Origin of the sequence: Nocardia sp. NBC_01503 (assembly GCF_036327755.1) — a bacterium.
Classification (GTDB): Bacteria; Actinomycetota; Actinomycetes; order Mycobacteriales; family Mycobacteriaceae; genus Nocardia.
The window spans coordinates 3,897,781-3,915,275 of the sequence record NZ_CP109596.1; the positions used below are offsets into that span (position 1 = coordinate 3,897,781).

The 17,495-nt window shown below is 66.8% G+C and carries 17 protein-coding genes and 2 pseudogenes; 7 read left to right on the forward strand and 12 right to left on the reverse strand.

All coding sequences use genetic code 11. The annotated features are described in order from the left end of the window. Positions 1-46: 46 nt before the first annotated feature. Positions 47-1,228, reverse strand: a complete 1,182-nt coding sequence (locus OHB26_RS17505) for a DUF7373 family lipoprotein (protein WP_330185219.1) — start codon at positions 1,226-1,228, stop codon at positions 47-49. A 101-nt stretch (positions 1,229-1,329) separates the two neighbouring features. After that, entirely contained in the window at positions 1,330-2,544 is a 1,215-nt protein-coding gene (gene glgC / locus OHB26_RS17510) for a glucose-1-phosphate adenylyltransferase (protein ID WP_330185220.1), read from the reverse strand. Positions 2,545-2,960: 416 nt separating this feature from the next. Here glgC and glgA point away from each other — a divergent pair, with 416 nt between their 5' ends. After that, complete coding sequence (gene glgA, locus OHB26_RS17515; RefSeq protein WP_330185681.1) at positions 2,961-4,118, forward strand: glycogen synthase; 1,158 nt, start codon at positions 2,961-2,963, stop codon at positions 4,116-4,118. Positions 4,119-4,203: 85 nt separating this feature from the next. After that, positions 4,204-4,596: a LysR family substrate-binding domain-containing protein gene (locus OHB26_RS17520; RefSeq protein WP_330185221.1), complete on the forward strand. Its 393-nt coding sequence runs from the start codon at positions 4,204-4,206 to the stop codon at positions 4,594-4,596. Here OHB26_RS17520 and OHB26_RS17525 read toward each other — a convergent pair. The 9 genes and pseudogenes from OHB26_RS17525 to OHB26_RS17565 form a co-directional block, all read right to left on the reverse strand. Then, positions 4,578-5,609: a putative RNA methyltransferase gene (locus tag OHB26_RS17525; RefSeq protein WP_330185222.1), complete on the reverse strand. Its 1,032-nt coding sequence runs from the start codon at positions 5,607-5,609 to the stop codon at positions 4,578-4,580. The two genes, OHB26_RS17520 and OHB26_RS17525, sit on opposite strands and share 19 nt — an antisense overlap. Before the next feature lie 147 nt (positions 5,610-5,756). Next, positions 5,757-5,924, reverse strand: coding sequence for a DUF3117 domain-containing protein (locus tag OHB26_RS17530; protein ID WP_006554284.1), 168 nt, complete (start codon positions 5,922-5,924; stop codon positions 5,757-5,759). A 165-nt stretch (positions 5,925-6,089) separates the two neighbouring features. Beyond that, the gene (locus OHB26_RS17535) at positions 6,090-6,656 is read right to left on the reverse strand and encodes a DNA-3-methyladenine glycosylase I (RefSeq protein ID WP_330185223.1); all 567 of its coding nucleotides are present in this window, start codon (positions 6,654-6,656) and stop codon (positions 6,090-6,092) included. A 218-nt stretch (positions 6,657-6,874) separates the two neighbouring features. Next, positions 6,875-7,156 (reverse strand): annotated as a pseudogene (locus tag OHB26_RS17540) (DivIVA domain-containing protein); the annotation flags it as partial. 186 nt (positions 7,157-7,342) lie between these two features. Further along, positions 7,343-8,479 (reverse strand): Mrp/NBP35 family ATP-binding protein, encoded by a 1,137-nt coding sequence (locus OHB26_RS17545; protein ID WP_330185224.1) that lies wholly within the window; start codon positions 8,477-8,479, stop codon positions 7,343-7,345. A gap of 374 nt (positions 8,480-8,853) precedes the next feature. After that, on the reverse strand, positions 8,854-9,723 hold the full coding sequence (locus OHB26_RS17550) for a lytic transglycosylase domain-containing protein (protein WP_442942965.1): 870 nt from the start codon (positions 9,721-9,723) through the stop codon (positions 8,854-8,856). A gap of 236 nt (positions 9,724-9,959) precedes the next feature. Next, a complete protein-coding gene (locus OHB26_RS17555) occupies positions 9,960-11,342 on the reverse strand; it encodes a lytic transglycosylase domain-containing protein (protein WP_330185226.1) in 1,383 nt (460 codons plus the stop codon). 156 nt (positions 11,343-11,498) lie between these two features. Then, on the reverse strand, positions 11,499-12,074 hold the full coding sequence (locus tag OHB26_RS17560; RefSeq protein ID WP_442943019.1) for a DUF1003 domain-containing protein: 576 nt from the start codon (positions 12,072-12,074) through the stop codon (positions 11,499-11,501). 8 nt (positions 12,075-12,082) lie between these two features. Then, on the reverse strand, positions 12,083-13,408 hold the full coding sequence (locus OHB26_RS17565; RefSeq protein ID WP_330185228.1) for a magnesium transporter MgtE N-terminal domain-containing protein: 1,326 nt from the start codon (positions 13,406-13,408) through the stop codon (positions 12,083-12,085). A gap of 72 nt (positions 13,409-13,480) precedes the next feature. On the opposite strand from OHB26_RS17565, the gene OHB26_RS17570 reads away from it, so the two are divergent. The 3 genes from OHB26_RS17570 to OHB26_RS17580 are packed head-to-tail and all read left to right on the forward strand — an operon-like array spanning position 13,481 to position 15,527. Continuing rightward, positions 13,481-14,416, forward strand: a complete 936-nt coding sequence (locus tag OHB26_RS17570) for an HpcH/HpaI aldolase/citrate lyase family protein (RefSeq protein ID WP_330185229.1) — start codon at positions 13,481-13,483, stop codon at positions 14,414-14,416. 49 nt (positions 14,417-14,465) lie between these two features. Next, positions 14,466-14,948 carry a general stress protein gene (locus OHB26_RS17575; protein ID WP_330185230.1) on the forward strand — a complete coding sequence of 161 codons (483 nt, stop codon included), beginning with the start codon at positions 14,466-14,468 and terminating at the stop codon, positions 14,946-14,948. A 3-nt stretch (positions 14,949-14,951) separates the two neighbouring features. Next, positions 14,952-15,527, forward strand: coding sequence for a suppressor of fused domain protein (locus OHB26_RS17580; protein WP_330185231.1), 576 nt, complete (start codon positions 14,952-14,954; stop codon positions 15,525-15,527). 1 nt (position 15,528) lies between these two features. On the opposite strand, the pseudogene OHB26_RS17585 reads toward OHB26_RS17580, so the two are convergent. Continuing rightward, positions 15,529-16,207 (reverse strand): annotated as a pseudogene (locus OHB26_RS17585) (CorA family divalent cation transporter). 119 nt (positions 16,208-16,326) lie between these two features. On the opposite strand from OHB26_RS17585, the gene OHB26_RS17590 reads away from it, so the two are divergent. Both OHB26_RS17590 and OHB26_RS17595 read left to right on the forward strand, forming a co-directional pair. Then, positions 16,327-17,181, forward strand: coding sequence for a PHP domain-containing protein (locus OHB26_RS17590; protein WP_330185232.1), 855 nt, complete (start codon positions 16,327-16,329; stop codon positions 17,179-17,181). Positions 17,182-17,231: 50 nt separating this feature from the next. Then, positions 17,232-17,444, forward strand: a complete 213-nt coding sequence (locus OHB26_RS17595) for a hypothetical protein (protein ID WP_330185233.1) — start codon at positions 17,232-17,234, stop codon at positions 17,442-17,444. Positions 17,445-17,495: the final 51 nt, after the last annotated feature.

Sequence of the window (17,495 nt, forward strand, 5' to 3'; positions counted from 1 at the left end):
CTCCGTCATCCCGGCATGTTTTTGGCCGGGATCCACTCTCGCGGAGCTACAAACTGTTGGCCAGTAGCACGTACTGTGCCGTCGCCTTCTTGCGCACCTCGTCCTGGCTGTCGCCCGTCACCACACCCACGTAGCGCTTGTAGACCACATAGCACCGGTACGCCCCGCTGTGCTGCACGCATTTGGTATCCGGCACCTTGTCCGGCGCACCGACCGCCGTCTCACCCAGACTGCTGATCAGCCCGGCGGTGAGATCGATACCGGCGCGGGCATCACGGGTGCGGAACAGGTAACCATCCTGCGTGAGCGCCATGGCGTCCATGCCGGTGTCGTTCACCAGCCGCTGCCGCAGGCCCTCGTCCCCGGCCGGGTGGATGAGCATATTCGCGCCGTACACCGCGAAGTTGTCCGGATCGGGTGTGTGATTGTCCCTGTCGGACACCAGGATTCGTGCCAGCAGTCGATCCGGGTCCACCGGTAGTGAATCGATCTTGTCGGCGGGGGTTGGCGAGAAGGCATCCACCGCGGGCACTTCGGCGTCGAGTGATTTCTTCGCCCAGGACAGCAGATCCGCCTGCTCCGCCTTGGGCCGCGAGGCGAAGACGGAGATCACGAACTCCTTGCGCGCCATGACCACACCGATGCTGCCCACCCCGGGCCGCCAGTGCGAGAAGGCATCCGGATAGTCGGCCAGGGTCAGCTTCTTGTTCTGATCCAGTGCCACATTGAAATCGGCGTCCTCGAGCTCCTTCGCCGCCAGCTTGGCATTGTCCGCGGAGGGGAAGCGCAGCAGCCGGATGGTGACCGTGGTGCCGGCCGGATCCGGCGCGTTCGAACCCGGCGGATCCGGCAGATCCGAACCGCTCATGGCGAATCCGGCGATGAAGCCGCGATTCTGCAGCACCGGTTTGGCCGAGGAGGACAGGTGACTGACGCTCACCACATCATTGATCTCGGTCAGCACGATGCCGCCACGACCGACCTTCAGACTCGGATCGACATTGACAGTCGGGGTGACCCCGGAGGCCATCCGCATGGCCTCCAGCATCGGGCCCTTGCCATTGGAGTTGGTGTCGTAGGTGAACCGATTCACCGGATACGTCCCCGCGTCCAGGGTGCGCACATCCATCTCCCCGGCGACGGCCGTCCCGTGCTGCGCACACCCCGCCAGGGCGGCCGTCAGGGCCAGGCAGGTGACTGCGGTGACGACCCTCGTTGCGCGGTTCATGCTCGTCCCTCCCGCGCGACCCGGCGGGGCAGCGCTCCACCCTCCGATTTTCGGACCCGGAGGGAGCGCTGTCCACCGTTATCCGCGCGTCGCGGACTCGCTCACACCCAGACGCCCTTGCCGACGGTGACGACGCCACCATTGCTGACCGCGAATCTGTCCCGGTCACGATCCAGATCCACGCCGATGATCTCGCCCTCGGAGACCACCACGTTCTTGTCCAGAATCGCGTGCCGTACCACCGCGCCCCGGCCGATCCGCACACCCGGCATGAGCACACTGCCCTCCACGGTCGCGCCGTCCTCCACCATCACATTGGAGAAGAGCACCGAATTGCGGACCGTGGCCGCGGACAGAATGCTGCCCGCACCGACGATCGATTCCTGCGCCAGACCGCCGCGGCCGAATTTGGCGGGCGGGAGATTCTCGGCGGCACCGCGAATCGGCCAATGTCGGTTGTAGAGATCGAAGACCGGGTCCACCGACACCAGATCCATATGCGCCTCGTAGAAGGCGTCGATGGTGCCCACATCGCGCCAGTAACCGCGACTGCGGTCGGTCGCGCCGGGCACGTCATTGCCGCCGAAGTCGTAGACCGAGGCCGCGCCCGCGCGCACCAGACCGGGAATGATGTCGCCGCCCATATCGTGGTCGGAGTCGTTATCGTCGGCATCCGCGCGAATCGCGTCCACCAGCACCTTGGTGGTGAAGACGTAATTGCCCATCGAGGCGAAGGTGACATTCGGATCGTCGGGCGTGCCGGGTGGATGTACGGGCTTCTCCAGAAACCCGGTGATCCGGCCGGATTCATCGGTATCGATACAGCCGAAGGCGCTCGCGGTACTGCGTGGCACGCGAATTCCGGCCACCGTGACACCCGCCCCGGATTCGATATGCGCCCGCACCATCTGCTCCGGATCCATTCGGTACACATGGTCCGCGCCGAAGACCACGATGTACTCCGGGTCCTCGTCATAGATGAGATTCAGCGACTGCATGATCGCGTCCGCGCTACCGGTGTACCAGCGCGGGCCCAGGCGCTGCTGCGCCGGAACGGGGGTGATGTACTCGCCGCCGAAACCCGAGAGCCGCCAGGTCTGCGAGATATGCCGATCCAATGAGTGCGATTTGTATTGGGTGAGTACACAGATCCGCAGATAACCCGCGTTCACCAGATTCGACAGCACGAAATCGATGAGCCGATACGCACCCCCGAATGGAACGGCGGGCTTGGCGCGATCCTTGGTGAGCGGAAAGAGTCGCTTGCCCTCGCCGCCGGCGAGCACGATCCCGAGTACGTGCGGCTGGCTCCTCACACTCGCCAAACTACCGCGTGCAAAGGAACCCCGAATGAACTGCGTCTGTCTGTGCTTATTTGCGCCGCCTTCGGCGTCGCGGTTCGCGGCCCCCTGAGGCTCGGTTCTTCACTCCTCCGGTCGGTCGCTGCGCTCCCTCCCTCCGTCGCTCCAGAACCGAGCCGGGCCGCGAACCGAGTGGTGCTGTTCCGACAGGGAAATGGGCGGGCACGCATCGCTTGTGGGGTGGCGCGGCATTCGGTTCGGCAGGTATGTGGCAGTCGCGGTGCGACGGGGGAAGTGGTGCGTCGCAGCGGGGGAGTTTCGCGGCGCGGCGCATGTCGGTGGGGGAGCGAATCGGCGTCGGGACTGAACCCGACCACCTCACGCTGTAGTTTGGGGCGGTGAGTTACGGCGGGCGCGAACTTCGAGTCGCGATGATGACCCGCGAGTACCCGCCGGAGGTGTACGGCGGGGCGGGAGTGCATGTCACCGAACTGGTTCCGCGACTGCGGCAGCTCTGCGATGTGACCGTGCACTGTATGGGGGTGCCGCGCGCGGACGCCGTGGTGCACCAGGCGGATCCGATGCTGTACGCCGCGAACTCGGCGCTGCAGATGATGTCCGCGCAGCTGCGCATGGCCGATGCCGCGGGCGGTTCGGATGTGGTGCACTCGCATACCTGGTACACCGGGCTCGCCGGGCATCTCGCGGCCGAGCTGTACGGGATTCCGCATGTGCTGACCGCGCATTCGCTGGAACCGCGCCGGCCCTGGAAGGCCGAGCAGCTCGGCGGGGGATACCGGCTCTCCTCCTGGTCCGAGCAGAATGCCATGACCTACGCCGAGGCCGTGATAGCGGTGAGCGCGGGTATGCGCGGCGATGTACTGGCGGCCTATCCGGATATCGATCCGGCGAAAGTGCATGTGGTGCACAACGGAATCGACGCGCAGGTGTGGCATCCCGGCGGCCCGGCACCCGATACCCGCGACATTCTCGAAGAGCTCGGCGTTGAACGAGACCGACCGGTCGCCGCGTTCGTCGGGCGCATCACCCGGCAGAAGGGCGTCTCGCACCTGCTCGCCGCCGCACGTCACCTGGACCCGGACATTCAACTGGTCCTGCTCGCCGGAGCCGCCGACACACCCGCCATGGAGGCCGAAGTGGCCAGTGCCGTGCGGGAACTCGGCAAAACCCGGGACAGCGTGTACTGGGTGCGCGAGATGCTCCCCACCGAACTGGTGCGGCAGGTCCTCGCCGCCGCAACGGTTTTCGTCTGCCCCTCGGTGTACGAACCCCTGGGGATTGTGAATCTGGAGGCCATGGCCTGCGGTACCGCCGTGGTGGCCTCGGACGTCGGCGGAATTCCCGAGGTGGTCGCCGAGGGCGTGACCGGACGCCTGGTGCACTACGACGAGCACACCCCCGAGGCCTTCGAACGCGGACTCGCGCGCGCGATCAACCAGGTCGCCGCCGACCCGGAGACCGCCGCGGGTATGGGTGTTGCCGGGCGGGCCCGCGCCATCGCCGAATTCGACTGGAATCAGATCGCCGCGCAGACCGCGCGCGTCTACGACGAGATCCGCAAAACCTAGTGACCGAGCGCGCAGCCTAGAAGTCGTAGCGCATGAACACATTCGCGCGGTCGTCCGGGCTGGGCGCCAACTCCGTCGGCGGGACATGCCGGAAGCCGATGGACTCGTAGAGGACGCTGGGCGCGAGAGCATTACCGGGGCCGAACTCGTCACCAATCCACTGGTGTTCTTCCCGCGCGCGGCGGGCAGCCGCGCGCACGATAGGAATCTGGCGCCGCTGCTGGAGTCCGGTCGCCGTCCGCGCATCGTCCAGGAGGCCACCAACTGGACGATTCTGCTCTATCTGGTCGCGGCGGGCCTGGGCGTCACCATCGCGCCGCGCAGTGCCACCTTCACCGCACCCGAGTCGGTGCGCATCATCCCGCTCGCCGGAATCGATGCCGCCACCACGATCTACACCGCGCATCGCGCCGACGACAACCGTCCGCTGGTGCGGAACCCATTAGATCTGCTGCCGAATCAGCCGCGCGGACGGTAGACCGAGACCGTCACCGAAGCGGTCACCCCGAAGGGGTCGGGCAGGGCCGCGATCCGCTCGGCGCGTTGTTCGGCGGCGTGGAAAGCCGAGGGTCCCATCGCGGATACATTCGCGATATCAATCTGCGTCAATGGCATTTCAAACTCGATGGTGGACCGGTCCAGCAGTTCGAAGCGATCTTCCAGCGAATCGGCGAGTCGATCGGTTTTGCGCGCGTCCACACTCACCATGTCGAGCGGTTCGATCAACTCGCCCAAATGCCGTGCGGTGGGTGTGACGACAAGAAACCGCCCAGCCGGATTCAGTACGCGCGCGACCTCTCGCGCATTGCGCGGCGCGAAAACCGACAGCGCCGCGGTCACGGATCCATCGCGCATGGGCAGTCCGCGCCAGGCGTCGGCGAGTACCGCGCCCGCCCGGGAATGCGCCCGCGCACTCCGGCGCACCGCCGGTTTGGAGACATCCAGCGCCAGTCCGCGCGCGCTCGGCACGGCATCCAGTGCGGCTGCCAGGTAGTAGCCGGTGCCCGCGCCGATCTCCAGCAATGCGGGTCCCGCGAACTCCGGAACAGCCTGCCGCTCAGGCAGCAGAGCGGTCGTCAGTCGGGCCGCCGAGGCCCTGGCCACGGTGGTGCCCGGGCGTGTCATGCCACCGCGCTGTGCCGTCGAATCGGACAGCGCCGGGTTTCGTGGACTGGCGGTAGCTTTCCGCGCAGATGGGGTGGCAGTGGTAGCAGCGTGCGCCGCCGCGGTGTCGACGAGACCGGCGCCGATCGCCCGGGCGAGCGCGTCGGCGATGGGTTGAAAGTGTCCCGCCTGCTGGAACGCCGCCCGGGCGTCGAGCATGGCCGGGGTGTCTCCGGTCATCTTGGTGGAGGCGCCGGTGAGCAGGCTGACATAGCCCTGTTTGGCGATATCGAAGCTGTGGCCGCGGGGGCAGCACAGGCTGCGGTCGCGGGCGGCGAGGTCTCGGCCGCACTCCGGGCAGGACAGTAGATCGACGCAGGCGATCAAACGATCGACCGGGCCGAGAGGGTGTCCGGTGGGAACCGATGCGCCGGTGAGCCGCGATTCCGCGCGTCCTGGTTCCGGGGGTTCGGGGTTGAAACCCCCGAGAGCCCCTGGAGTTGGGTTACTCACCGGCACTGGCAAGTCTGGCAACTAGCTGGTGACACTCTTGAGTTCGTCACCCAGTGCCGCAGCTTCCTCCGGTGTGAGCTCGACGACCAAACGCCCGCCACCCTCGAGTGGAACCCGCATGACGATTCCACGCCCTTCCTTGGTTGCCTCGAGGGGACCGTCCCCGGTGCGGGGCTTCATGGCCGCCATCCTCTGCTCCCTCCAGATCTGCGCGGATTTCTGCGCACTTTCATGGAACTCCAGTTGTCACCAACCAGGCAGCCCGCCGACATGTGGCGGGCTACACCATGACCATTCTTCCCTATCGCGGATCGGGGCGGGTACCTGAGTTCCAAAAACCGACCGTTGTGGCGTTCAGGGAGTCCTGACATTCACCCAGCAATCGGCGATGTGATCGTCTACCATCCCGGTCGCCTGCATGAGTGCGTACGCAGTCGTGGGTCCGACGAACTTGAATCCGCGCCGCTTCAGTTCTTTTGCGAGAGCGGTGGATTCGATCGTGACGGCGGGCACATCGGCGAGGGTGCGCGGCCGCTTTTCGGTGGTCGGGGCGAAGGACCAGAGCAGCTGGTCCAGGGGTTCGCGCAGGTCCAGGGCGACTCGGGCATTGTGGATGCTGGCGTGGATTTTGGCGCTATTGCGAACTATGCCCGGATCCGCCATGAGCCGCTCCACATCGGCATCGCCGAAGCGCGCCACCCGTTCGATCACGAAGCCGTCGAAAGCCGCACGGAAGGCCGGGCGTTTCCGCAGAATCGTGATCCAGGACAGACCCGACTGGAAGGCCTCGAGACACACCCGCTCGAAGAGCGCGTCATCGCCGTGCAGCGGGCGGCCCCACTCCTGATCGTGATAGTCCCGATACAGCTGTGAGCCCTCGGCCCAGCCGCAGCGGGTACGGCCGTCACCGGGCTCGGTCACAGCGCACCCGACTCGGTACCCGGCAGCTCCGGTGTGGTCGACCGGCTCGGCGTGCCCGGGGACGGTTGACCCGGGTGGCTCGGGATCACCTCCGGCAGCGGAGCCTCGCCGTCGGTGGAAAGGTCGGTGGCGACGCGGCGAGGGGCGGGCGTCTCGGCGGGGACGGCCGTACCGTTCGTGGCCGAGTACGCGAGTGCGCTCGCCGCCACCTGATCGCCGGAGCGCGCGTGCGCCAGCTGCGATTCGAGTTCGTCGATGCGCGCCGCGAGTCGAGTCAGCGCCCAATCGACCTCACCGCCCTTGTAGCCGCGCACCACCTGCTGGAAGCGCAGTGCCCGCACATCCGCGCCGCTGATGCCCTCGGCGGGCAGCACGGTGGCCGTGGTCCCCTCCGGTAGCGGACCCAGCTCCTCCGACCGTCCGAACAGCGCGCTGACGATCAAGAACAGCAGCGCGGCCACCAGACCGACGATCAGCACGTAGAGAAGCAGCGTGAGCATGGCTCCGAGCTTAGGTGCCGCCCCGGACTCGGACACAGCTCGCCCCAGCGGAATTCAGTCGTCGAATTGGCCCGGCGCTGAGCGTCTCTCGCGGGCCGGTATCCCACCAACCCATCGAATTGGCCCCTGCCCGTTGCCATAGCAACGGGCAGGGGCCAATTCGTACAGGAGGCAGACTCTGCCTCGCTACAGGTGTCGCGTGGTGTCGATGTTCAGCGACATACCCGCCAGGCCGCGGCGGCGGACTGCCAGCTTGTCGGCGATCTCCAGCAGAGCCTTGCCGGAGGCGCTCTCCGGGGCGCTCAGGACGATGGGGGTGCCCTCGTCGCCCGCCTCCCGGAGTTCCTGTTCGATCGGGATCTGGCCCAGCAGCGGTACATTCGCGCCGACCGCGCGAGTCAGGTTGTCGGCCACGGTCTGTCCGCCACCGGAGCCGTACAGCTCCATGCGCGAACCATCGGGCAGGTCCAGCCAGGACATGTTCTCCACCACGCCCGCGATGCGCTGACGGGTCTGCAGCGCAATGGAACCCGCGCGCTCGGCGACCTCGGCGGCGGCCAGCTGCGGGGTGGTGACGACCAGGATCTCCGCGTTCGGGATCAACTGGGCCAGCGAGATGGCGACGTCACCGGTGCCGGGCGGCAGATCCAGCAGCAGGATGTCCAGATCGCCCCAGAACACGTCGGCGAGGAACTGCTGCAACGCGCGGTGCAGCATCGGGCCGCGCCACACCACGGGGGTGTTGCCCTGGGTGAACATGGAGATCGAGATGACCTTCACGTCATGTGCGATGGGCGGCATGATCATTCGCTCCACCTGGGTGGGGCGCTGTTCGGTGCCCAGCATGCGCGGGACCGAGTGGCCGTAGATATCGGCGTCCAGCACGCCCACCGACAGGCCCTTGGCGGCCATGGCGGCCGCGAGATTCACGGTGACACTGGACTTTCCGACGCCTCCCTTACCGGAGGCGACCGCGTACACGCGGGTGAGCGAACCGGGCTGGGCGAAGGGGATGACCGGTTCGGCATTGTCACCGCGCAGCTTCTTGCGAAGTTCGGTGCGCTGCTCGTCGTTCATCACATCGAGGGTCACATTGATCGCGCCCACACCGGGCACGTCATTGACGGCCTTGGTGACACGCTCGGTGATCGCGCCCTTCATCGGGCACGCGGAGGTGGTCAGGTAGACCACCACGTCGACCTTGCCGTCCGGGCCGATCTCGACGCTCTTCACCATGCCCAATTCGGTGATCGGTTTCCGGATCTCCGGGTCGTTCACCTTCGCGAGCGCGCCCCGCACATCCGATTCCGTTACCACTGGCATACGGAAAGAATAGGAGTTACGGCGTACCGGGCCGCCACGGGGACCGGCTCGGGCGCCTCAGCGGGGACCGGCCCGGCGATTACGCCACCCGCCGACCGTGCTGCCGAGCTCGATGCGCACGAGATCAAGTGGGCGGCAGCGCTCAATGCGCCGGGCGGAACCGTCTCGGTCGGGGACGCCGAGCGGTACGGCGGTTGCGGGCCGAGCTCGAGTCGTCCGCCTCCTGTCATCCCGGCGCGTTCGCTGCGGGGAGGCATACCTGTGCGGCGCTGGGTGGCGGTGGTTCCCGGCCAAAAACATGCCGGGATGACGGGTGCGCGCGTGCTGGGGTGATGGGTGCGCGTGCCGGGACGGAGGGCGGGGCCGGCCGGTTGTCAGATGCGGGGCAGGGCCGAGGCTCCCGGGGCGATGCCGGTGGAGTAGGCGGTTTCCCAGGCCATCACGTTGGCGACGTAGGCCATGGAGTTGTTGTAGCGCAGGATGGCGCGGGTCTGCTGGGCCGGATCGCGCATATCGAGATTGCCCGAGCACAGGTACTTGCCCGCGGTGAGGGCGGCGTCGAAGAGGTTCTGCGGGTCCGCGATGCCGTCGCCATTGCCGTCGGCGGCGTACTTGCGCCAGGTCTGCGGGAGGAACTGCATGGGGCCGATGGCGCGGTCGTAGGAGGCCAGGCCGTCCAGTTCGCCGCCGTCGGTGTCGTGCACGACATTGTTGCCCCACAGGCTGCCGTCCAGGACCGGGCCGTAGACCGGATCGATGGGGTTGCCGTCGGCATCGGCTTTACCGCCGAAGGCGTGCGTGGATTCGACGCGGCCGATACCGGCGAGCAGTGACCACGGCATGGCGCAGGCCGGATTCTCCAGGGCCAGAATGCGTTCGGCGTTCTGATAGGCGTTCTCGGCGATACCCGGCATGCCGATCGGACCGGCGGGCAGGGCGGCGGGTACGCGGCCGTCCGGCAGGGCGACGGTCTTCACGACCGGAGGGCCAACGGGGACAACCTGTTTGGCCTCACGAAGCATGGGTTCCAGGGCGGCGACCGGCGCGGCGGCCGCCTCCGGTCTGGGTAGGGCTTCGTCCGCCTCCGGCGAAAACTCGTGCTGGAGTGCGGAAGTGAGGCTGCCGACGAGGTTGCCGTCGGAGGCGCCGGTGACGGTGGCGAGGCCCGCGGGCACGAGGCTGGTGAGTGCTATCACCGATCCGCGGCGAATCGTCGGAACCGGGGGCTTACGGTGACGTCCCACTTGGTGCTGACCCTCCATTGCCGGCGGTTCTTGCGAAACCGTTTGACGCAGTGAGGGCCACGCTACATCATTCGAGACCGTTCCGTTACTGCTTCGTAATCATTCTTGATGATTCGGCTACGGGGAGTTGGTTAACGAGACCGGATCTCGGACCCCGGCAAAGCGGACTAAAGGTGCGTCGGCAAACAACTGTAACCCCTTGGGCCTCGGGCTCAAGGGGTAACGGCCGCAATGGATTACGGGACGGCCGGGGCCGGCGGAGCGGGCAGCGGAATGGTGATGCCGAACGGGAGGGTGATGCCGGGGGCCGGGGTGGTCGGATCGACCGACTCCGGGGCCGGATCGACCGGCGCGGCGGGGGCGGGCTCGTCGGTCGCGGCGGGCTGGGCCGGTTGATTGTTCGGTTGCTGACCCTGCGGCTGGACCGCCGGATCCTGTTGCTGCGGCTGGGTGCAGGTGGTGGTCTTCTCGATCGGCTTACCGTCCGGACCGAACTGCTGGACCTGGTCCTGGTTGGCCTTGTCCTGCTCACCCGTCTGCAGGCCGTCCTCGGGCTTGGCGTCCGGCTTCACCTCGGTGGCCGGAAGCTGCACTGACTCACAGGGATTCGCGGGTACCGCGGGCGCGGGGCAGAAGATGCCGCAGGGGATGGGCGGCAGGCCGGGGATGGTGATCATCACCTGGGTCTGCGTGGCCTGGGTGGTGCTCGGCGGTGCGTCGGTGGTGGTAGTGGTCGTGGTGGCCGGGATATTCACCGAGGCGGCCGTCATATCCGGTCCGGCGGTGAGCGCGCCGGGCGGGATCATCTCGGCGGAGATGTTCACCGGCGCGGGCGTGCCGCCGGTCTTGTACGCGTTCGACCAGCTGAGCACATTGGCCGCGTACGACATGGAGTTGTTGTAGCGCAGTACGGCTCGCAGCTGCTGGGCCGGATCGCGCAGATCCAGACCGCCCGAGCAGAGGTACTTGCCCGCGGCCAGCGCGGCATCGAAGACATTGTTCGGATCGGCGACACCGTCGCCGTTACCGTCCGAGGCGTAGTTGGTCCAGGTGCTGGGCAGGAACTGCATCGGTCCGACGGCGCGCACATAACTGCCGTTGGTGGCCTTGATGACCTCGTTACCGGGCAGTGTCCCGTCGAGCGCCGGACCGTAGATCGGCGAGATGGTGGTGCCCGCTGCATCGGTGTGCCCGCCACTGGCGTGCAGTGATTCGATGCGCCCGATTCCGGCGAGCAGATTCCACGGCAGCCCACATCCGGGCGTCGAGGACTCCAGTGCCAGTTCGGCATTGCGGTAGGCGGCCAGCACCAGCTCCGGAATGCCGAGCGCGCCGGTGCCGCCCGGTAGCGCGATGTTCTGCAGCTGCACATTGCCGCCGAGCGCGCCGTCGGCGGGCGGGGTCATGGCGCTGAGTTTGCGCGGTGCCTCGGGTGCGGCGGGCACCAGCCCGACGGTCTGATCCGAGGCGGTTTCCACGGATTTGCCACCGGAGGTATCGGAGGCCGCGGCGGCCAGCAGCGCCTCGGGCGCGGCCTGCGGAGTCTCGGTATGCACCGGGGTGGTGGTGGCCGAACCGGCGGTGACCAGGCCCGCTATCAGCAGCGCCGACGCTGTCACCGGTGCAGATATTCTCTTCGCCACCACACAATCCCCTCGGTCGTGCGGCCGGTTCCCGGTGACGAGGGCCGCAATACGCGGGTGTCTGGGTCGGTCGCTCGGAACAACGTGATCCAGGTTACCCATCCGTAAGCTTGTTGTGTACAGCTTGTGCGGTTAGTCGCCATCTTTCTGCGGCGAAATTGCGACCTCCGCCCTCTTTCGATCGGTATTCTTCTTGGCTTTGCGCTCCTTGACGACCTCGCCGTCGGTCATCAGTTTCTCCAACCTGACCAGGGCATCCTTGACATCATCCAGCTCGCGGCGCAGATAGTCACGAGTCGCCACCTCGCCGACGGCGAGTCGCAGCGAAGCCAGTTCGCGCGCCAGGAATTCGGTGTCGGCCTTTGTCTGGGCAGCTCGGGTCCGATCCTCCTCGAGTGCTACGCGGTCGCGGTTGTCCTGCCGGTTCTGTGCCAGCAGGATGAGCGGCGCGGCGTAGGCGGCCTGGGTGGAGAAGGCGAGGTTCAACAGGATGAACGGATACGGATCCCACTGCAGCCGGATCGCGAAGACATTGAGCGCGATCCAGACGATCACGATCGCCGTCTGGATCACCAGATAGCGGCCGGTGCCCAGGAAACGCGCGACCTTCTCACTACTGCGCGCGAGAGCCTCTGCGTCCCAATCGAATCCGCGGAAGCGGGTCTCCATCGGCGACTCCAGGCGCTGGCGCGCGCTGGTCTTGTCCATACGGTCGGTCATGCGCGGCCTCCGGTGCCGTCGATCAGCGGAATACCGTGCACGTCGTGGTTGTCCTCATCCTGTTCGCGCCAATCCTCCGGCAGTAGATGGTCGAGGACGTCGTCGACGGTCACCGCGCCCAGTAGATGATTCTCCGCGTCCACCACCGGTCCGCACACCAGGTTGTAGGTGGCGAAGTAACGGGTCACGGCGGTGAGCGGGGCCTCCGGGCGCAACTGCACCAGATCATCGTCGACAATGCCGCCGACCAGGTTCGCCGGAGGTTCGCGCAGCAGTTGCTGGAAGTGCACGCAGCCGATGTAGCGACCGGTCGGGGTGGCGGTCGGCGGGCGCACCACGAAGGCCATGGTGGCCAGCGCGGGCGTCAACTCCGGATCGCGGATGCGGGCCAGGGCCTCGGCCACCGTGGTGGCCGGGGTGAGCACCACCGGCTTGGAGGTCATCAGACCACCGGCGGTGTACGGGGCGTGTTCGAGCAGTCGCCGGACCGGTTCGGAATCCTCCGGATCCATAAGCGCCAGTAGCGATTCCGCCTCACCCTCGGGCAGCTCGCCGAGCAGGTCGGCGGCATCGTCGGGGTCCATGGCCTCGAGCAGATCCGCGGCGCGCTCCACGCCGAGCTGCTCCAGCAGCTCCACCTGATCGGTCTCGGGCAACTCCTGCACCACATCGGCGAGTCGCTCGTCGTCGAAGGCGGCGGCCACCTCGATGCGGCGCTTGCGCGGCAGCTCGCGCAGCATATGCGCCACATCGGCCGGCCGCATGCCCTCGAACTGGGTGAGCAGCTGGGTCACATCCTGGCCGGGCAGATTCAATTCGGTCTGAGTGAGCCCGCGCACCTGGGCCCAATCCACCACGTGCACCGCACCGCGCCGGCCGAATCCGACGCCGAGTCGGCGGCGTTCGCGCACCGCGACCCGGGAGACCAGATAGTCGCGGGTGCGGGACTGTTCGATGCCGAGGTCGACCACCACCACATCGGTATCGGCCAGCTGCGGCAACTCCGGATCGGCGACCCGCACCGTGGAATCGAGAATCTGCGCGATGGCCAGCATTTCACCGGCCCGTCGCTCGAAACGCCGCACGCTGATGGTCCCGGTGGTCAGCGTCACCGCACCCGGATCGATCGCCTGCACCCGCAGCATCGGCACGAAAATCCGTTTGCGCGTGGGCAGTTCGACGAGGATGCCGAGTACGCGCGGCTGCTGCCGGTCATACCGGACGGAGATCACCAGATCGCGAACGCGGCCGATAGACTCCCCGTCCGGTCCCAATACCACCAAGCCCGCGAGCCGGGCGGCGAAAACTCTCGTCGCTGCCATGAGTGTCAAGGTTAGTGGTTCGGGGCTGCCCGAAATGTCGCGCCACGAGCGCGGACGTAGAAGGAGTGACTCATGACATCGCGCCGTACGGTGCTCGCCGTCCCCGGCAGCAATCCCCGCATGATGGAGAAGGCCAAGGGGCTGGCCGCCGACGAGGTGTTCCTCGATCTCGAGGATGCCGTCGCGCCCGCCGCCAAAGCGCAAGCGCGGGCCAATATCGTGGCCGCGCTGAACTCCGACGGCTGGGGTGAGCAGATTCGCGTTGTGCGAGTCAATGATTGGACCACCGAGCACACCTACGCCGATGTCATCGCGGTGGTGGACGGCGCGGGCGACCGCATCGACGCGCTGCTGCTGCCCAAGGTCACCGACGCCGGTCAGGTACAGGCGCTGGACCTGCTGCTGACCCAGTTGGAGAAGGCCAACGGCCTGCCGATCGGGCGGATCGGCATCGAACCGCAGATCGAGAACGCGCTGGGACTGCGCAATATCGACGCCATCGCCACCGCGAGCCCGCGCGTGCGGACCCTGGTCTTCGGTCCGGCCGACTTCATGGCCTCGATCAATATGCGCACCCTGGTCGTCGGCGAACAGCCCGAGGGCTACGAACCCGGTGACGCGTATCACCACATCTATATGACGATCCTGCTCGCGGCGCGGGCGCACGGTTTGCAGGCCATCGACGGGCCGTACCTGGCGGTGCGCGATATCGACGGCTTCCGGCGCAACGCATCACGCACCGCCGCACTGGGTTTCGACGGTAAGTGGGTATTGCATCCGGATCAGATCGCGGCCGGTAACGAGATCTTCAGCCCACGTCAGGCCGACTACGACCGCGCCGAGGAAATTCTGGACGCGTACGCTTTTCACACATCGGCCGCGGGCGGAGCTCGCGGAGCGGTCATGCTCGGCGACGAGATGATCGACGAGGCCAGCGCCAAGATGGCGCAGGTGATCGCTGATAAAGGACGAGCGGCGAAAATGACGCGTGCCACGCCTTCTTTTTGATCGGCGCTGCGAACCGCCGTCCGCTGACGAGAAATAGCATGATGGAGCCATGACGAATCCCTTGGGGAACTCGAGCCGGAACCGTCCGGGCCTACCGACGCCACCGTCGGGCTGGCCGGTCGGGTCCTACCCGACCTACGCCGAGGCACAGCGTGCGGTCGATTACCTGGCCGACAATTCCTTCCCGGTGGAGAACGTGACCATCGTCGGCGTCGATCTCATGCAGGTCGAACGCGTGCTCTATCGCCTGACCTGGGGCAAGGTCATCGGTGGGGGTGTGGTGTCGGGCGCTTGGCTGGGCCTGTTCATCGGCCTGCTGCTGAGCCTGTTCTCCTCCAGCGGCGCGATTCTGGTCGGCTTGATCGGCGGCATCGTCTTCGGCGTCATCTCCACCACCATCCCGTACGCCGCCACGCGCGGGCAGCGGGATTTCGCTTCCACCATGCAGTTGGTGGCGGGGCGCTATGACGTGCTGTGCGATCCCAAGGCCGCCGAACAGGCGCGTGACATGCTGGCTCGGCTGGCCATCTAGCGCATGGATGTGATCGACAAGGTCCGGGCCGGGGTGCTCGGACACTTCGGAGTGGAGTCCGCGGACGCGGCCTCGGTGACCTTCCTCGGGCTGGAGCCCATCGAGATCCTGCGGATTCCCGATGGCGATCTGGTGCACTATGTGACGCTCGGTGGTTCGCGGCATCCCATGACGGATCCGACGGCGGCACTGGCCGATCCGGTGCGCGGACCGCGCGCGGAGTTGGCGTTGACGCTGCGCGGCGGGGTCGGGGCGGGCGCGGGCCTGACCCGTGCGCTCGCGGTATTGGTGGCCTCACCCTCGGTGGAAGGCATTGTGCTGCAGGCCGATGCGCTGCTGGATCTGGGAGAACCGCTGTGGCTCAACGCGCCTTTCACGGCGGTACTGCTCGAAGACAGCGATATCGCCGCGGTGGAGTTGCCGGAACCCGCTGAGCCGGTGCGGTTTCTGACCGCCACACCGATTACCGCGACCGAGGCGGCCTGGGTGCGTATTCGCGGTGCCGCCGCGCTGCGCGATGCCTGGACCGAGGCGAAAATCGATGTACGCGACGCGGATCGCGGCGCGGCCTCGCTCTGAGCTACAACCAGTTGTTGCGGTGGAAGTTCGCGTAGAGCGCACCGCACAACACCACCATGAGTGCGACGACCCCGGGATAGCCGAAGGTCCAGCGTAATTCGGGCATATGGTCGAAGTTCATACCGTAGATGCCCGCGATCATGGTCGGCACCGCCGCCATGGCGGCGTAGGCGGAGATCTTTCGCATATCGGTGTTCTGCTGCACGCTCACCTTGGCCGCTGTGATCGCCGTGTCGCACGGTGATCACGAAATCGGGGCCGAGGAAGATCATGATCTCGCCGGTGTCCACGATCTCGCTGACGGTGTTGAGTTCGTGCACGTGATAGGAGACCGTGCGCAGCACCAGGAACAGAATGTCGTCGTAGCGTTCGAGTTTGGGTCGCTGATGCGCGCTCACCGCGTCCTCCACCGCGAGTGAGTGCAGACCGAATGATTTCGCCACGTCCGTCATCAGCGAGGTGCTCGGCTCGAGCAGACCGAGCCAGACGAAACCTTCGCCGCGCTTGCGCACCTCGGCCAATGCCTCGGCATAGGTGCAGTGCGCCGCCAGTCGTTTGCCGTCCACGTAGACCGCGCAGTCGACCACCACATTCGCGCCGTGCTTCGGCGTGGCCGTATGCGGGTGCGCCTGCGCCCGATTCGGCCAGCGGAAGGACGGAAGTTGCGGTAGCGAGGACACTCGCCGGAGTCTAGTTCGCGCTGATGGCCGGAGTCGTGAGCAGCGCGGGCCCGATTGTGCGCACCGCGCTCGGACCGGCTGCCCGGGGCGGTTGCGGCGGCGCAGGCAAGATAGACCCTGTGCGCATCGATCTCCACACTCATTCCACCGCCTCCGACGGCACCGATACTCCGGCCGAGCTGATCCGCAATGCCGCGGCCGCCGGGCTGGACGTGGTCGCCCTGACCGATCACGACACCACCGCGGGCTGGGCGGAGGCGGTCGAGGCGCTACCGCCGGGCCTGACGCTGGTGCGCGGTATGGAGATGTCCTGCGAGGGCAGGGGCGACGACGGCTGGCCGGTGGCGGTGCATCTGCTGGCCTATCTGTTCGATCCGACCGATGACGCCTTCGCGCAGGAGCGCGAGCGGCTGCGTGGTGAGCGGACCGTCCGCCTGCGGGCGATCGCCGAGCATATGGCGGCCGATGGACTGCCGGTGGATCCGGACGCGGTCATGGCGTCGGCGGGTCCGTCGGCCGGCCGTCCGCATCTGGCGCGGGCATTGGTCGAGGCGGGTGTGGTGCCGACCGTCGACGCGGCGTTCCAGGATCTGCTGGCCCCGCACGGCAAGTACTACGTGGACAAGGCCGATACGCCGTTGCAGCGCGCGGTGGAGATGGTCCGGTCGGCGGGCGGGGTGACCGTGGTGGCGCATGCGCGCGCCCGCAAACGCGGCCGGTTGCTGGCCCTGGACCATATTCGGGAATTGGCCGAGCTGGGTTTGGGCGGGCTCGAACTCGATCATCCCGATCACAGCGCCGCCGATCGCGAGGTGCTTGCCGGACTCGCCGCCGAACTCGGTCTGTTCACCACCGGTTCCTCGGACTACCACGGCAGCAACAAGACCATTCAACTCGGCGAATTCACCACCGACCCAACGCAATTCGAGATACTTGTGGGCAAGTCCAGTGGGGTTCCGGTGATCACCGCGTGAAGGTACTCCGGGGTCTGAGTGGGATCGTCGCGGGTGGCACGGTGGTTTTGGTGGCGACGGTGGTCGGCGCGGCGATCATGGGTGCCCAGCATGATTTTCCGGGCCCCGGGGGAGCCGATCTGGCGTGGCATATCGGTGCGGGATTGTCGGTTGTGGGAGCGCAGGTATTTGCTGATAGGCGTCAGGGAATTGCGTCATTTTTCGGATGCGCGGTAGTTTTTGCGATAGCCGGATCGCTGCTGTGGCTGCAGTGGTGGAATTGAAATACGCATAACGGTTGCGAGTAGTTGAACGGTCCGCGAACATTTGTCGTT

What these genes read in the sequence shown, in the direction of transcription:
- OHB26_RS17505 (WP_330185219.1), bottom strand. Translation starts at nt 1,228, where the DNA reads ATGAACCGCGCAACGAGGGTCGTCACCGCAGTCACCTGCCTGGCCCTG.
- glgA (WP_330185681.1), top strand. Translation starts at nt 2,961, where the DNA reads ATGATGACCCGCGAGTACCCGCCGGAGGTGTACGGCGGGGCGGGAGTG.
- OHB26_RS17520 (WP_330185221.1), top strand. Translation starts at nt 4,204, where the DNA reads ATGCCGGAAGCCGATGGACTCGTAGAGGACGCTGGGCGCGAGAGCATT.
- OHB26_RS17530 (WP_006554284.1), bottom strand. Translation starts at nt 5,924, where the DNA reads ATGGCGGCCATGAAGCCCCGCACCGGGGACGGTCCCCTCGAGGCAACC.
- OHB26_RS17545 (WP_330185224.1), bottom strand. Translation starts at nt 8,479, where the DNA reads ATGCCAGTGGTAACGGAATCGGATGTGCGGGGCGCGCTCGCGAAGGTG.
- OHB26_RS17560 (WP_442943019.1), bottom strand. Translation starts at nt 12,074, where the DNA reads ATGGACAAGACCAGCGCGCGCCAGCGCCTGGAGTCGCCGATGGAGACC.
- OHB26_RS17565 (WP_330185228.1), bottom strand. Translation starts at nt 13,408, where the DNA reads ATGGCAGCGACGAGAGTTTTCGCCGCCCGGCTCGCGGGCTTGGTGGTA.
- OHB26_RS17570 (WP_330185229.1), top strand. Translation starts at nt 13,481, where the DNA reads ATGACATCGCGCCGTACGGTGCTCGCCGTCCCCGGCAGCAATCCCCGC.
- OHB26_RS17575 (WP_330185230.1), top strand. Translation starts at nt 14,466, where the DNA reads ATGACGAATCCCTTGGGGAACTCGAGCCGGAACCGTCCGGGCCTACCG.
- OHB26_RS17580 (WP_330185231.1), top strand. Translation starts at nt 14,952, where the DNA reads ATGGATGTGATCGACAAGGTCCGGGCCGGGGTGCTCGGACACTTCGGA.